Genomic DNA, 15,737 nt, shown 5'->3' on the forward strand with positions numbered 1-15,737 from the left:
TTTTCCTATGTCTGATAATAATTTTACGATACGACCTATCGATTTGTTCAAAGTCCTATCTGATCAAACACGCCTAAAAATATTTCAAATTCTTTTTAAAAAAGAAGCACGTTGCGTGGGTGATTTGGTAGACATGCTTGATCAACCGCAACCAACGATATCGCGTCATTTGAACCATTTGAAAAAACTGGGTATCTTAAGCTGTGTACGTGACGGTACATGGATGTGGTATGAAGTCGCTGATGACTTACCAGAATGGTGTCAAGACATCTTGAATATCACTTATGATCAACTCTCTCCAAGTGATTCAGATAAAGATGAATCGAGACTTGCTTAAATGTTATAGATAGACAAGTGTAGTTAATTGCATTCTGTATGATTCAACAAGCCAAAAAAAATCCTACCTAAGTAGGATTTTTTTTGGCTCATCAGTTATGAATGACAATGAGATAAAAGCTGAGCCGCTAAGCCAAATCTAAGAAGTCGCTGATAAAGGCATTGGCTGGCTGGTGTATCAGCTCCTCTGACGTTCCTACTTGCTCTACTCTACCTTGATTCATGACGACGATCTCGTCAGAGACGGCGCGGGCTTCTTCTTGATCATGGGTCACCATGATACTTGTGATACCAAGCTCGTGGTGGATATTCTTTAGCCAAGTGCGCAGCTCTTTACGTACTTTGGCATCTAACGCACCAAATGGCTCATCCAGCAATAGTAGCTTTGGCTTGACCGCAAGTGCCCGTGCTAGCGCAATACGCTGACGCTGACCGCCTGACAGTTGGTGCGGATACGCATTGGCAACTTGTGGGAGCTGTACCAGATCTAACAGCTCTGCCACGCGCTTATCGATATCCGCTTTGCTAGGACGTTCATTCTTTGGTAGTAACGTCAATCCAAAGGCAACGTTATCTGCGATGTTCTTATGACGGAACAACGCATAATGCTGAAACATAAAGCCAATATGACGCTTCTGTACTGGCGTATTGGTGACATCCATCTCATCAAACAGTACCTGTCCAGAGTCGGCATATTCCAGACCCGCAATGATACGTAGCAATGTGGTCTTACCGCAGCCTGATGGACCTAGCAAGGTCGTCAGCTTGCCAGTTGGCACAGTAATATTGATATTGTCTAAAGCCGTAAAGTCACCAAATTTTTTATTAACGTTGCGAATCTCAATGCTCATAATGGTATCTCTTATAATATCTTTTGTCGTATTGAGACTGATGTCTTAACGACTGTGTCAATATGATTGAACAATCCTGAATACTTACCCAAACAACTTATAGCTTACTAGCACTCTCAGCCGTTGACGTCGTCGCATTGGCACTCACTGGTAGCTCAGGGGCAGCCGCCAAACGTTCAGACTTAGCAAATTTTCGCTCTTGCATTTTGGTCATGACTTGCTGAATCAGTAGCGTCACTAAGGCAAGTGCGGCAAGTAAGCTCGATAAGGCAAATGCAGCGGTAAAGTTATAATCATTATAGGCAATCTCAACCAATAGCGGCATGGTATTGGTCTCACCGCGAATGTGACCAGATACCACACTGACCGCACCAAACTCGCCCATCGCACGTGCATTGGTCAAAATCAAACCATATAGCAGCGCCCATTTAATATTAGGCAATGTCACATGCCAAAAGGTCTGCCAGCCAGTCGCGCCTAAGGTCAACGCTGCTTGCTCTTCAGAGTCACCTTGTGTCTGCATCAATGGTATCAGCTCACGTGCCACAAACGGAAAGGTCACAAATAGCGTCGCCAGAATAATACCAGGCACCGCATAGATGACTTGAAAACCTATGCTCTCAAGCCAGCCACCAATCGTAGAGTTCAGTCCGAATAGCAGCACAAACATCACACCGGCAACGACAGGTGATACGGAAAATGGTAAATCAAGTAAGGTGGTGACCAGCTGCTTACCTTTAAACTGATAGCGTGTGACCAACCATGCAATCGCAATACCCATGACCATGTTGATCGGTAAAACAATCGCCGCTGTGATCAATGTCAGTTTGATCGCTTGTAATGCCTCAGGGTCAACCAATGACGCAAGATATAACTGCCAGCCGTTTTTAAAAGCCTCATAAAACACAGCCAATAATGGCACCACCAGCATTAAGACCATAAACAGCACAGCGATCACAATAAAGGTACGGCGTATCCATGGCGTGTCTTTGGTCGCAGCGTTGCTTTGGTAGTCGTAGCTATTAGATATTTGCATATTAGCGAGCTCCTACGCGGCGTGACAGTTTCCACTGCATGATATTGATGGTCAATAAAATCACAAATGAGATGAGTAGCATAAACAGTGCAACCGCAGAAGCGCCTTGAACATCGAACTGCTCAAGTTTACTGATAATGATGAGCGGCAAAATCTCAGACTGCATCGGAATATTACCCGCGATAAAAATAACGGAGCCATACTCGCCAGTAGCACGGGCAAACATCATACCTGCACCCATTAGTAGTGCAGGCAGTAGTTCTGGCAAAATCACTTTACGAAAAGTGGTTAAGCGATTGGCACCCAATACGGCTGCGGCTTCTTCAAACTCAACCGATAGCTCTGCGAGTACTGGTTGTACTGCACGGACGATAAAGGGAAAGCTCACCACAACCAATGCTAGCCAAATACCTATCGGCGTAAAGGCGACCTGAATATCGAACTTGGCAAACCATTGACCAATCAAGCCATTAGGCGCGTATAGCGTCGCAAGCGAGATACCTGTAACGGCGGTTGGTAGTGCAAATGGCAAATCAACCAAGGCATTAATTAACGACTTACCCCAAAACTCATAGCGGACAAGTACCCACGCAACCAGTGTACCAAAGACCATATTGGTCAGCATCGCCAAAAATGACATCCATAAGCTGAGCTTAATTGCAGCAGTGACTTGCGGCTGGGTGATGGTTTCCCAAAAACCCGTCCAACCCATCTGAGTTGTGGTATAGGCCATCATGGCAAACGGTAGCACCACTAGTAATGACAAACTAAAGACAGTGATGCCCATGCTCAGACCAAACCCAGGTAGCACATTGCGCTGACGCAAGCGTGTCAACCACCCTTTTTTGTTGGTGGGTTTGCTGGCAGAAGAAGATGTTGCACTCATAGTGATGTCCTATTGCCTAACTGATGGTACTTAGCGAGGGTGCTCACCGTAAGACCATTATTATCACAACTGTTATTAAAATTATTATTGGTCGGCTTACAATATAAAGGACATAGTGCATACGACCATGTCCTTTATGGGGTGCTTAATGACTGACTGTACGATTAACTGCTTCAACCAGTTTTAGTGGTTAGCGCACTAGCAGTTCTTATATACGTAGCAGGCGATTACTGCGGCGCATTAACAGCCAACTGATCAAACACACCGCCATCACTGAAGTAGGTGCTCATGATCTCATCCCATGTGCCAAAGGCATCGTTCGGGCGGAAAGTTTCAACAGGTGGCAATTTGTCACTGTTTTTGTCAAGAACGCTCTTAACGCTAGGACGTAAGTATAAATCGGCTGCTAGTTGCTGAGCAGGCTCACTCCACAAGTAATCAAGATACGCTTTGGCCGCGTCTGTGGTACCTTTTTTGTCTGTTACCGTCTTCACAACTGCCACAGGGCTTTCTGATTTGATTGAGTATTTTGGATAAACGATATCTACTTGACCCGCACCAAAATCAGTCGCTGCAAGGTTGGCCTCGTTTTCAAAAGTGACCAATACATCACCGATACCGCGCTGTACGAAAGTCGTTGTCGCGGCACGTCCGCCGTTTTCATAGACTTTGACATTTTTTAGCATGTCTTTGACGTAGCCTTGAGCTTTTGTTTCATCTTGATTAAAAGCATGTAGACCATAACCGTAGGCGCCTAAGAATGCATAACGACCGTTACCTGTGACCTTTGGATTGGCCATGACAATCTCAACACCGTCTTTGGTCAAATCTTCCCAGTCTTTGATATTTTCTGGATTGTCTTTACGTACCAAAAATACGATCGTACTGGTAAACGGCACTGCGTTGTCAGGGAATTTGCTTTCCCAATCTGACTCAACCAAGCCTTTTTTCTCAAGTAGCTCGATATCAGAGCCTTGGTTCATGGTGGCAACATCGGCTTGTAGACCATTAGCCACAGACAATGCCTGTTTGCTTGAGCCCCCATGTGACTGCTTGATTAGAATCTTGCTGTCTGGATGTTCCGCTTTATAATGCTCAACAAACAAAGGGTTGTAGTCTTTATAGAAGTCACGTGCCACATCGTATGAGACATTGAGTAGCTCAATATTCTGCCCTTCTGTCGTCGCTGAACCGTCAGCTGCCGCCTCAGTCGTCTCACTGTTGCTACAGCCAGCTAGACCCAATGTCAGAACAACGCCAGCAATGCTCAAGGCACTAAGGGTTTTACTCTTTTGTTGATAACGAGCTACGTCTGTCATAAATACCTCAAAGATGTCTGTTGTGTAATGCAAGTATGCTAACAGCGCCATCTTATTATGTTTAATGATGAATATGCGTATGTTATTGCCAAAAGGGAATAACAAGCAGGCAAAGCCAATCATATCAATAATTTATGAAAATTATATACGCATAACCAACTGTTTTCTGATTTTAGCATTGGATACGTCTTATCTATCTTGTCCGTGTTTCACTGATAACGGCCAAGACAGATCATTCTACAAGCCAGAAATTAACGACTACTTAGTACTTGCCAGCTGATCGAAACGACCACCGTCTACAAAGAAAGTATCCATAATCTCTGCCCATGGGCCAAAGACGGCGACAGGCTCAAACGTTTCAATATCAGGTAATGTGTCCTTGTGGGCGGCAAGTATTTGCTCATCACTCGGACGCATATACATTTTTGCCATCAGCTCTTGGGCAGGCTTGTCCCATAATCCTTTTAGATAGGCACTTGCCGCTTCGGTCTTGCCCGCTTTATCAGTCACTGCCGTAACGACTGCTACTGGGTTGGCAATCGTAATCGTGTAACTGGGATAGACAATATCGACCTGACCCATGGCAAATTGCTGAGCGGCCAAATTCGCCTCATTTTCGGTGGTGATGAGTACATCACCTAAGCCGCGCTGGGTAAAACTGGTCGTCGCAGCACGTGCGCCATTGTCATAAGTGACCACGTTTGCCAACAGCTTTTTGATAAAGTCATTGGTTTGAACTGGTTTATCGCTACTGTTTTCTTTGAATTGGTGCAAGCCATAGCCATAAGCACCCAAAAAGGCATAACGCGCTGTACCACTGGTCTTGGGATTGGGCGTGACCACATCGATATCGTTACGGGCTAAATCTGACCAATCCTGAATGTTTTTTGGATTACCTGCACGAACCAGTAGCACCATAGTGCTGGTGTACGGCACAGCATTATTGGGTAGTGCCTGCTGCCAATCAGAAGCGACTAAACCTTTTTCCACCAACAGATTCATATCACTTTCTTGGTTAAAGGTGACCACATCTGCTTGCAAACCATTGGCAACAGAGAGCGCCTGCTTGCTTGAACCGCCATGCGACTGATTGATATTTACTTTGCTGTTTGGTTGGGCTTTTTGATAGTCAGTGCTAAATAGCGCGTTATATTCTTTATAAAAGTCGCGAGATACATCATAGGAGACATTGAGTAGATTGACATCCTGCGTCTCACCATTAGCGTTGTTTTCTGCCTCGTTTTGCGTCCCTTCGGTTGGACTACAACCTGTCATCATGATCGCTGCTGCGAGCATGCCGCTAGTGGTAAGTACCCGCGCTTTTATATGTTTATTATTGGTTGGCTGGATGCTAGCCATGCGGAATTTTTGGAATTTTTTTTGCATGATGCTCTCGATAAAGGTGGTAGAAGCGTGTTGTTAAAATTTTGACCATCATCATAGGGCTTACAATCATTTGAGCTTGGTTCTTTTGACTTTTACTCTGTTGATTTCGGTTTTCGGATGATGAAAGCTATGCTAGCAGCATAAATAGCAAACGCTTAGTGACGAATCCGCTTATCAAGTCTTGATGTTGGCATAAGCACTTAGCATGTGCTTTTAGGAAATTATGGGAAACGTGAGGTAAATCATTGCAGGCAGGCTTATTAAATAGGCTATAATTTAGCTAGGCTGTACCCTCATTCTATATGGTAGGGCCCATGCGCCAATGCTATATCCATTTTACCGTCTTATTTAACCAAAGGCCTTTTTATGACTCTTTCGTCCCATCGCTTACATTCTATTGCAGCATTAACATTGATAGCCACTACCCTAGCTGCCGTAACAGGTTGTCATAATGTGACGCCCGCGGTGAAGAGTTCTGCGAACAATGCTGTAGCGGTTTATTCAATTCCAGTGGATGTTATGAAAGACTATATTTCTGGTGATTATGCTTCTGCGGATTATGACAAACGCGCACAAGGCTATGACTGGGTTGGCGTCATGGTGCGTGCAGAGAGTGACCAACAAATCGATATAAAAGTTCGCTCGCGTAGCGATATCAAAAAACAGACTTGTCAGTTTGATGGTAAGGCGACATTAATGGGGCAAGACGCGGCACACGGTACAATTTTTCAGGCACAGGCAAATGACAGCACCGTCTTTTTTCAATTTAAAGACAATATGCTGACGATTGATAGCCCAAATAAATATGCGCTGAATTACTTTTGCTCAGGCGGTGCCTCACTTGCGGGAGAATATCAAAAACTGACAGAAGATTTAGCGATTTGATAGCTCACGCTAACTGCGGTGAGAGATGCTAAAAATGACAAAAACAAAAGGTGCCAGACCATAAGTCTGACACCTTTTTTATGCTTGAAGATTTTAAAACTATCTTAAACTGCAGAAGCGCCAGTCAGCTTAACCTCAGCGCGTTCTTCTTTAGCAATACCGGCATAGTAATTACGCAAAATCTCTAGCACTTCTGGACGGCTAAAGTTGTCGGGTACCTCCAGATCTTCTGATAGCGCTTTACGCAGTTTAGTGCCTGAGACTTTGACGTGCTCGCTTGCATCGTGCGGGCAAGTTTTATCAGAGGCCATCGCTTGACACGCATTACACCAAAAGGTCCAGCCAATTTTTAGCGGCTGGGTGATGAGATCGTCTTTGCCAACCTGTTCAAAAATGGTTTGTGCATCAAACGCGCCATAGTAATCGCCCACACCAGCATGATCGCGACCAACGATCAGATGACTACAGCCATAGTTTTGGCGGAATAACGCATGTAATAAGGCTTCACGTGGACCAGCATAGCGCATATCTAATGGATAACCCGCTTGAATGACTGTGTCTTGTTTGAAGTAATTATCAATCAAGGTTTTGATGGCTTCTTGACGCACTTCTGCTGGAATATCACCTGGTTTTAGTGCGCCGAGCAATGAATGAATCATCACGCCATCGCAGATCTCAATTGCGATTTTGGCCAGATATTCATGTGAGCGGTGCATCGGGTTACGCGTTTGGAAAGCCGCCACAGTCTTCCAGTTTTTCTCTTCAAAGATTTGACGCGTTTGCGCGGGCGTTTTATAGATACCAGGATAACGCGTTGGGAACTCGCCCTCGCTCAGTACTTCTACGCTACCTGCAATATTGACCTCATCTTGATCCAACACTTGCTGGACGCCTGGATGCTCTGGATCTGTGGTGGTAAATACTTGCTGACACTCGTGTTCTTTATCAATGGTATAGGTCTCTTCTACTGTTAAGATGCCCATAACTTCACCATCTTGTGCGACCAATGCCACTTTGTCGCCTTGACTCAAACTATCCGCCGTCGCTTTTGGTGCAGACAAGGTGATCGGAATGGGCCAAAACAAACCTTTATTATCCCCACTTTGCAAGCGCATGTTGTCAACCACACCTTGCCAATCAGCTTTATTCATAAAGCCATTTAATGGTGTAAAGCCGCCAATACCGAACATGATCAGATCACCACGCTCGCGTGAGCTTAAGGTAATGGTTGGTAAGGTGCTGGCAAGCTCTAGGGCTTGCTTGCGTGCTTCGCCTTCTAACAACAGTGGCTTTAGCTCGGCACTGCCATGTGGTGGAACCAACTTTGATTGAGTTTGGCTTTGGGTCTGAATCTGGGTCTGAGACATATCGTTATTAAAACCTCTTATTAGAAAGAATGGTTGGAAGAGATGAGCAAAAATACGAAAGTGATTAAATATACAAAACTGAGAAGAAAGCCGTCGATAGATAAGAAGTAGCGTACTAGTGATCAGGCGTTAAATTTGATAAGCATAGGCTACCTAACTTTCGTTATGAAAATTTATGCTGTGTTTGGATATGGATATGTCTGAAAGGAATTTATGTTTATAGATAGAAGCTTATATGATGTGACCCTGAATTGTTTAAATTGCGATTTGTGGTAAAGTCTATCACCTACGAGCACAGATATTAGATTGCTGCCATCGCTGCTTTTAAGACCAAAAACAAAACTGAGATTACGTCATGTATCAATATAATTACGCTGACCAGACGTTAGTAGACGAACGAGTTGCCCAATTTCGCGACCAAACCGCACGATTTTTGGCAGGTGAGCTGCCAGAAGAGCAGTTTTTGCCACTGCGATTGCAAAACGGCTTGTATATCCAGCGTTATGCACCGATGCTCCGTATTGCCATTCCTTACGGCTTGCTTGCCAGCTATCAGCTACGCAAATTGGCTGAGATTACCCGCAAATACGACAAAGGCTACGGGCATTTCACGACTCGTACCAATATTCAGCTGAACTGGCCAAAACTAGAAGAAGTGCCAGACATTTTGGCAGAATTGGCAACGGTACAGATGCATGCCATCCAAACCTCAGGCAACTGTATTCGTAACACCACAACCGATCCTTATGCGGGTATCTATAAGGAAGAAATCGCTGATCCACGTCCTTATTGCGAAATCATTCGTCAGTGGTCAACCTTCCACCCTGAGTTTGCCTTTTTACCGCGTAAATTTAAAATTGCAGTGATCGGTACCGAAGCGGATCGTGCGGCAACGCAAGTACATGATGTGGGTCTGCACGTCGTTACCAATGACGCAGGCGAGCTTGGCTTTGAAGTGATCGTTGGTGGTGGCTTAGGACGTACGCCTATTATTGGTAAAACGATTCGTAAGTTTTTACCTCGTGAGCATTTACTCAGCTATCTCGATGCCATTTTGCGCGTTTATAACCTGCACGGTCGCCGTGATAACAAGTACAAAGCCCGTATTAAAATTTTGGTCGACAGCTTAGGCGGCGATCAGTTTGCCAAACTGGTAGAAGCTGAGTGGGAAGCACACACCAAAGACGGTCCGCTGACCTTGACGGATGACAATTTTGACACCGCTGCTAGCTACTTTAGCATGCCTGATTATCAGTCATTTGATGCGCTCGCAGTACAGTCTGAGCTACAACAACAACTAAACGCTGATAAAGACTTTGCCAACTGGTATAACCAGAATACTGTGGCACATAAGGTGGACGGTTACCGTGCGGTCGTGATCTCTTTAAAAGCCGGACTGGTGGACGGTCGTTATGTGCCATCAGGTGACTTGAGTGATGCGCAAATGGATGCGCTTGCCGATTTGTCTGATCGTTATAGCTTTGGTGAGTTGCGCGGTACGTATCAGCAAAATCTGGTATTCGCTGATGTGCAAACCAATGAGCTTTATGAATTGTGGCAGCAGCTATCAGATTTGCATTTAGCACGCGCCAATATCAACACCTTAACCGACATGATTGTCTGCCCAGGTTGGGATTACTGCTCACTGGCCAATGCGACTACGCATAATATTGCTGAGCAAATCGAAAAGCAGTTCGATGATTTGGATTACTTGTATGATCTTGGTGATATTCGCCTAAACATGTCAGGCTGCATGAATGCCTGCGCTCACCATCACACAGGTGATATCGGTATCTTGGGTGTGGACAAAAAAGGCGAGCACTGGTATCAGATTAGCCTTGGCGGTAACTCTAGTAATGACGCCAAATTGGGCAAAATCTTAGGAAAAGCGGTGCCAGCGGATGATGTGGCCAGCACCTTACAAACCATTTTAGATGTGTATCTCGATATACGCGGCACTAACGAACAAGATGTTGAGGGTTTTGGTGACGTGATTGACCGCGTTGGTATCGCCCCCTTTAAGGAGAAGGTCTATGGCTAATCATCATGTGCTCGATAGCCATGGCGCAGACATCAGTGGCGAAGATACTTGGCAAGCACTAGCGACAGCGCAGCTGCCTGACGGTATCGCGTTATCAAACCTGACCTTACTTGAGCTGTTACACAAACAAGAAAAAGTTGATGTACTTGTTCCATTAGCAGATTTATTAAATGCTGATGGAAAACTGGCAAACGGTTTGCTCGCGCAAGTATTGGATATCCTCAAGCAGCACAGCAGCCGATTGGGTGTGTGGATCACGTCCAACACCGATGCTGATGATCTGTCTGATGTAAAAGACTTTTTATTGACGCAAGACTTGATCGTCATTCATGTCCCAAGTTTTGTGGACGGTCGCGGTTTTAGTTTTGCACAGACCCTGCGTCAGCTTGGTTATGAAGGTGATATTCGCATGGCAGGCGCGTTTGGTCGTGATCAAATCGCTTATTTGCTGCGCGCTGGTGCGACCAGCTTTGTACTCAATGAGCATGATGCTAAATCTGATATTAGCCAAGCCTTCACTGCCCTAGCCAGTAGCTATGATGGTCGAGACGCTTCAGCATTACCGATGTTCTCAAAAAACTGATTTTATTATTCACTATCAAATCGCTATTTTTATATTAACAATTATTAAGGAATGTATTATGAGCCAATTACACCCAAACCTAGATATAGACCAAGCAAACCAAGATTTGCAAGGTAAATCACCTGAGCAAATCGTTGAGTGGGCATTGACGCAAGCCAAAAACCCAATCATCACCACCAACTTCCGTCCTTATGAGTCAGCGATCTTGCATTTGGTTGCCAAGCAGCGCCCTGACATCACGGTATTGTGGGTAGATTCAGGCTATAACACCGATGCGACCTATCAATTTGCCAACAAATTGATTCGTGATCTTGATCTCAACGTTGTGACTTATATCCCAAAACAAACCGCTGCACACCGTGATTCAACCATGAATGGTATCCCAGGCATTGACAACCCGCAACATGGCGAGTTCACTGAACAAGTGAAACTTGAGCCATTCCGCCGCGCCCTTGCTGAGCTAAAGCCTGACGTATGGTTTAACGCGATTCGTAAAGACCAAACTGAGTTCCGTCAAGGGCTTGATGTACTTAGCTTATCAAAAGACGGTGTATTGAAAGTAGCGCCATTGTTTGAAAAAACCGATGCAGATTTGGATGTGTACTTAGATGAGCACAACTTGCCAAACGAGCATGACTACTTTGATCCAACTAAAGTAGAAGAAAGCCGTGAGTGCGGTCTGCATACTCAGCTTTAATTTTAGTGTTTTCTGAATGAAAAAAGCCCTTTCTTTAATTTAAGAGAGGGCTTTTTTTATGATTGACGATCATATTTGCAACTACTAAAGCTATTTGCGACCTAAATAATAGCACCGACACCTTGCTTGATAAATGCGGAATCACCATTTTTGAAGCCAGATAAGGCGCTTTGATATTAATCGCCATCAATTTATCGTAAAAATCTTCTTCTAGCTCAACAGCATTGTCATAACCATCATGAATATCAGCACCATTGTACAAAATATCAATTTTATCGTAAGTCGTTAATGCGCTATCAACTACGGCTTGAATATCACTCTTTTGTGTTACATCAGCTTTTACGAAGATGGCATCTTGATTGTTATCTGTAATGTCTTTGACGATTCGATTGCCATCTTCTGCCATCTTCCTCATCGCGTCCTGTGACGACGACTTTAGCATCTTCATTAGCAAACGCCTTTGCCGTCGCCTCGCCCAACCCTGAAGCGCCACCAAATATAATCGCCACTCTGTCTTATAGTTTCATAGTATGCTTACTCTTTTTAAATATTGTGAATTATTGATATACGATTAATTACCTTAAGACATGCTAGCACACCCTAATTTTGGGATATGTTAGCGTGTATTAGAGAATTTATTGATTTGAGAAAATCATTTAATCTATTCCTATTAGCAAGAAAAATATCAATTAATATTCAAAAAACAAATATACTAATGCCAATTCATTAGGTGAGAGTGTGTCTGTGATACCTCATAATGGCGGCATTCCTTATATCTTTTCTACTTTTATAGTCAATCAATATTAAAAGTGGTACAAGGCAGACGAGTGCAAGTACTACAGTAGTAGGCTAAACGAGTCTAACGCTGTAACACTTTAATAGTGGTTCGACTATATAATAAATAATTCAATATATGGTGACACTATGAACACCTTCCCGCTATTTTTTAAATTAGAAGGCCGTAAAGTGCTCATCGTGGGCGGCGGCGAAGTGGCACTGCGTAAAGCGGACTTGCTCAGCCGTGCGGGTGCGTGCATTACGATTCTTGCGCCTAATATCAGCCACGAAATACGAGAGTTACTGAGTGACAATAAGCACGAGTTGATTGAAAAAAACTATCACAAATCCTATATGTCAGGCGCTCGCGTGATCATTGCCGCGACTGACGATGAAGCGCTTAACCATGAGATTCACGCAGATGCGACTGAGCTAAATATCCCGGTCAATGTGGTCGATACGCCGCCATTGTGCGATTTTATCTTTCCAGCCATTATTGATCGTAACCCTATTGTCATCGGCATTTCATCAAATGGTAAAGCGCCTGTATTGGCACGGCTATTACGGGCACGCCTTGAGACCTTAATCCCGCAAGGCTATGGTAAATTGGCCAAGTTGGCAGGGGATTTTCGCAGTGAGGTAAAGTCCAAAATACCAACGCTGACTGGACGCCGCCAATTTTGGGAGCGTGCGTTTGAAGGTCAAGTCAGCCAGTTGATGTTTGCTGGTAATGAAACCGAAGCGGCTGCTCAGTTGCAAGCGGATTTAGATAGTACTGCCGCTGCTATTCATGATAAAGCCCATGCTGCGGAAAATACAACGCCTACGCTATCAGACGAGTCAGAAAAAAAATCACCCCCCGTCGGCGAAGTCTATATCGTTGGCGCAGGCCCTGGTGACCCAGAGCTTTTGACATTTAAAGCGCTGCGTTTGATGCAGCAAGCCGATATTGTCTACTATGACGCCTTGGTATCTCCACAAGTGCTGGATCTTTGCCGCCGTGATGCAGACAAAGTGTTTGTCGGTAAAAAACGCAGTAACCATACTGTCGCGCAGCTTGGCATCAATGAGTTATTGGTCAATAGCGCCAAAGAAGGTCGGCGTGTGGTTCGATTAAAAGGTGGCGATCCATTTATCTTTGGTCGTGGCGGTGAAGAAATTGAAAGCCTGCGCGCTCATGGTGTGCCGTATCAGGTCGTACCAGGGATCACCGCTGCCAATGCCGCTGCTAGCTATGCTGGCATACCCTTAACTCACCGTGACCACTCACAGTCCGTACGTTTTGTGACAGGATTCTTGAAGGCAGGTGCACCCAACAACAACTTTAAAAACTTCTTGAACACCGATGAGACGGTGGTATTTTATATGGGTCTGCATTCGCTGGCGCGCTTGACTGAAGGCTTGGTTGACGCTGGTCGTAGCGCTGATACGCCAATTGCCATTGTCTCTAATGCCAGTATGCCCAATCAGCAAGTCCTAACAGGTACGCTTGCCAGCATCGTCAATCAGCAAGAAACCGCTCAGCTGCCGACGCCTGCCCTGCTTATTATGGGCGACGTGGTCAGCTTGCATCATGATTTGGCTTGGTACAATTTACAAAATCAGCAGCACAACCAAAGCAGCGATGACATAGCTAAAAACTGGTTACGTGAAGGCTCAAGAGGTGAAGCAGTCAAACAGCCCATAGATCAACAAGCTCATGCGCTATCGATGATTGCAAATCTTGCGACAAATTCAGGGGACGATCTAGAGCAGCTCATCATCGATTAAATCGATTAATCTTCTGTGTTTTATTATTACCTGTACCGCAAAGCGACCCTGTCAATTATCTATTGGTAGGGTTTTCTTTTGGCAACAGAGAAAATCTCAACGATTCTTGCTAGAATGAAAGCTACCTAATTAATGTTCTGACGTTTAATGATAAGCCAAACTATGCCCCTATCTATTGCTTCTAAATATATCTCTGTTAGACCTTTAAAAATATTGCACACGTCCGATTGGCACTTGGGGCGCAGGCTTTATGGTCGTCTGCGTTATGAAGAGTTTGAGGCATTTTTGCAGTGGCTAAAAGACACCATTAGCGCACAGCAAGTAGATATATTGATTGTCGCAGGTGACATCTTTGATACCATGACGCCCAGCAATAAAGCCCAAGCGCTATATTATGAGTTTTTGGGTAAGGTCTCACGTTCCTGCTGTCAGCATGTGGTCATTGTCGCAGGCAATCATGACTCACCGACGTTTTTGGATGCGCCAAGCAATGTGCTCAAATTTTTGAATGTCCATGTGATTGGGACTGCTTGTGATGATTTAGAAGATGAGGTATTGGTCTTAGGTGATGATGATAACAATCCTCATTGCATTATCGCCGCTGTACCCTACCTGCGCGACCGTGATGTACGTAGCAGTAGCGCTGGCGAGTCTGCGGATAGCAAAGACGCCAATGTTATCAAAGGTATTCACGCCCACTATGATGAAGTAGCAGCGATTGCTAGAGAACAGCAGGCCAAATTAATAAAAGCTCATCAACGGCATATCCCTATCATTGCCACAGGTCATCTATTCGCCGCTGGTGGCAAAACAACCGATGATGACGGCGTGCGCGATCTCTATGTTGGCTTACTTGGCAAAATCTCCGCTGATATGTTTGATGAGGGTTTTGACTATGTCGCCCTTGGGCATTTGCACGTACCACAGCGCGTTGGCGGTCGTGAGAGTATTCGCTACTCAGGCTCACCCATTGCAATGGGCTTTGGGGAGGCAAAACAGCAAAAACAAGTATTGCTGGTACAGTTTGGTGCTATAGCTAATGTTGATAATGAAATCATAGAAGTAAACATCACATCTGATAGCGTTGTACCTCATCTATCTAATACGGTTACTAAGGTTGAAAAATCAGCAGAAAAGACTGCTAAGAAAATAGCGAGTCAAGCCACTGTCTATATGGATGACTTATTTGGATTTGACGCGCCAGCTGATAATCATGAGATAACAACAGCGGCTCTTCAAGCGAACACTGACGATCAAAAACAGCATAAACCCAAACCTAACGACTCCATTACTTCTAACAAAGTTTTGCATCATGATGACCACAATCAGATGCAAGTAGTTTCTCTACCCATTCCAAAGTTCCAACAGCTAGCGCAGATATCTGGTGACCTAACCACAATCTCACAAACGATAAAATCACTCACACCAACGGATTCTGTTTGGTTAGAGGTGGTTTATACGGGTGACGAGATTGTCAGTGACTTACGTGAGCAAGTACAAGCGATGGTAGATGGGCTGACATGTGAGGTATTAAAGATTAAGAACACCCGCACTTATAATAAAGTGCTTAACCAACAGCAAACCTCGGAGAATTTGCAAGACTTGAATGAGATGGAAGTATTTGAGCGCTGCTTGACGATTAATGAGGTGGCTGAGTCACAAAAAGACTTGTTGCGTGATGCCTATGGTCAGATACTTTATCACTTACATCATGAGGACAAACAGGCAGAATAATATAAGTGTGAATCATTATCGCATTTCTATTTTCTAAATTTTTGCAGTTGCTGCTATCACTAATAATAA

At 44.5% G+C, this 15,737-nt stretch carries 14 protein-coding genes and 1 pseudogene; 7 read left to right on the plus strand and 8 right to left on the minus strand.

Annotated features, from left to right (window positions below):
* The first annotated feature begins 7 nt into the window (after nucleotides 1–7).
* Nucleotides 8–337: an ArsR/SmtB family transcription factor gene (locus AOT82_RS02005; protein WP_071001576.1), complete on the plus strand. Its 330-nt coding sequence runs from the start codon at nucleotides 8–10 to the stop codon at nucleotides 335–337.
* Between the two features lie 130 nt (nucleotides 338–467).
* Here the strand turns inward: AOT82_RS02005 and AOT82_RS02010 are convergent.
* From AOT82_RS02010 to AOT82_RS02030, 5 genes and pseudogenes are all read right to left on the minus strand, one after another.
* Nucleotides 468–1,187 (minus strand): annotated as a pseudogene (locus AOT82_RS02010) (sulfate/molybdate ABC transporter ATP-binding protein); the annotation flags it as partial.
* 97 nt (nucleotides 1,188–1,284) lie between these two features.
* On the minus strand, nucleotides 1,285–2,223 hold the full coding sequence (cysW, locus tag AOT82_RS02015; RefSeq protein WP_071001577.1) for a sulfate ABC transporter permease subunit CysW: 939 nt from the start codon (nucleotides 2,221–2,223) through the stop codon (nucleotides 1,285–1,287).
* Nucleotide 2,224: 1 nt separating this feature from the next.
* Nucleotides 2,225–3,109 carry a sulfate ABC transporter permease subunit CysT gene (gene cysT / locus AOT82_RS02020; protein ID WP_071001578.1) on the minus strand — a complete coding sequence of 295 codons (885 nt, stop codon included), beginning with the start codon at nucleotides 3,107–3,109 and terminating at the stop codon, nucleotides 2,225–2,227.
* Between the two features lie 227 nt (nucleotides 3,110–3,336).
* Complete coding sequence (locus tag AOT82_RS02025; protein WP_071003608.1) at nucleotides 3,337–4,428, minus strand: sulfate ABC transporter substrate-binding protein; 1,092 nt, start codon at nucleotides 4,426–4,428, stop codon at nucleotides 3,337–3,339.
* 258 nt (nucleotides 4,429–4,686) lie between these two features.
* Nucleotides 4,687–5,814, minus strand: coding sequence for a sulfate ABC transporter substrate-binding protein (locus AOT82_RS02030; RefSeq protein WP_071001579.1), 1,128 nt, complete (start codon nucleotides 5,812–5,814; stop codon nucleotides 4,687–4,689).
* Nucleotides 5,815–6,180: 366 nt separating this feature from the next.
* Here AOT82_RS02030 and AOT82_RS02035 point away from each other — a divergent pair, with 366 nt between their 5' ends.
* Nucleotides 6,181–6,699, plus strand: coding sequence for a hypothetical protein (locus tag AOT82_RS02035; protein WP_071001580.1), 519 nt, complete (start codon nucleotides 6,181–6,183; stop codon nucleotides 6,697–6,699).
* 104 nt (nucleotides 6,700–6,803) lie between these two features.
* On the opposite strand, the gene sat is transcribed toward AOT82_RS02035, so the two are convergent.
* Nucleotides 6,804–8,066, minus strand: coding sequence for a sulfate adenylyltransferase (gene sat / locus AOT82_RS02040; protein WP_071001581.1), 1,263 nt, complete (start codon nucleotides 8,064–8,066; stop codon nucleotides 6,804–6,806).
* Nucleotides 8,067–8,421: 355 nt separating this feature from the next.
* On the opposite strand from sat, the gene AOT82_RS02045 reads away from it, so the two are divergent.
* Genes AOT82_RS02045 through AOT82_RS02055 form a run of 3 tightly spaced genes read left to right on the plus strand, consistent with a single transcriptional unit; the run spans nucleotide 8,422 to nucleotide 11,387 of the window.
* Nucleotides 8,422–10,107 carry a nitrite/sulfite reductase gene (locus AOT82_RS02045; protein WP_071001582.1) on the plus strand — a complete coding sequence of 562 codons (1,686 nt, stop codon included), beginning with the start codon at nucleotides 8,422–8,424 and terminating at the stop codon, nucleotides 10,105–10,107.
* Nucleotides 10,100–10,690, plus strand: a complete 591-nt coding sequence (locus tag AOT82_RS02050; RefSeq protein ID WP_071001583.1) for a DUF934 domain-containing protein — start codon at nucleotides 10,100–10,102, stop codon at nucleotides 10,688–10,690. The genes AOT82_RS02045 and AOT82_RS02050 overlap by 8 nt, the downstream gene beginning before the upstream one ends.
* A 58-nt stretch (nucleotides 10,691–10,748) precedes the next feature.
* On the plus strand, nucleotides 10,749–11,387 hold the full coding sequence (locus AOT82_RS02055; protein WP_058025150.1) for a phosphoadenosine phosphosulfate reductase domain-containing protein: 639 nt from the start codon (nucleotides 10,749–10,751) through the stop codon (nucleotides 11,385–11,387).
* A gap of 34 nt (nucleotides 11,388–11,421) precedes the next feature.
* Here the strand turns inward: AOT82_RS02055 and AOT82_RS02060 are convergent, their stop codons facing one another.
* On the minus strand, nucleotides 11,422–11,793 hold the full coding sequence (locus tag AOT82_RS02060; protein ID WP_071001584.1) for an SDR family NAD(P)-dependent oxidoreductase: 372 nt from the start codon (nucleotides 11,791–11,793) through the stop codon (nucleotides 11,422–11,424).
* A complete protein-coding gene (locus AOT82_RS14165; RefSeq protein WP_083328815.1) occupies nucleotides 11,750–11,896 on the minus strand; it encodes an SDR family NAD(P)-dependent oxidoreductase in 147 nt (48 codons plus the stop codon). The genes AOT82_RS02060 and AOT82_RS14165 overlap by 44 nt, the downstream gene beginning before the upstream one ends.
* A gap of 415 nt (nucleotides 11,897–12,311) precedes the next feature.
* On the opposite strand from AOT82_RS14165, the gene cysG reads away from it, so the two are divergent.
* Both cysG and AOT82_RS02070 read left to right on the plus strand, forming a co-directional pair.
* Complete coding sequence (gene cysG, locus AOT82_RS02065) at nucleotides 12,312–13,934, plus strand: siroheme synthase CysG (protein ID WP_071001585.1); 1,623 nt, start codon at nucleotides 12,312–12,314, stop codon at nucleotides 13,932–13,934.
* 162 nt (nucleotides 13,935–14,096) lie between these two features.
* Nucleotides 14,097–15,668 carry an exonuclease SbcCD subunit D C-terminal domain-containing protein gene (locus tag AOT82_RS02070; protein ID WP_071001586.1) on the plus strand — a complete coding sequence of 524 codons (1,572 nt, stop codon included), beginning with the start codon at nucleotides 14,097–14,099 and terminating at the stop codon, nucleotides 15,666–15,668.
* The last annotated feature ends 69 nt before the right edge of the window (nucleotides 15,669–15,737 follow it).

Origin of the sequence: Psychrobacter sp. AntiMn-1 (genome assembly GCF_001854065.1) — a bacterium.
Lineage (GTDB): Bacteria > Pseudomonadota > Gammaproteobacteria > Pseudomonadales > Moraxellaceae > Psychrobacter > Psychrobacter pacificensis.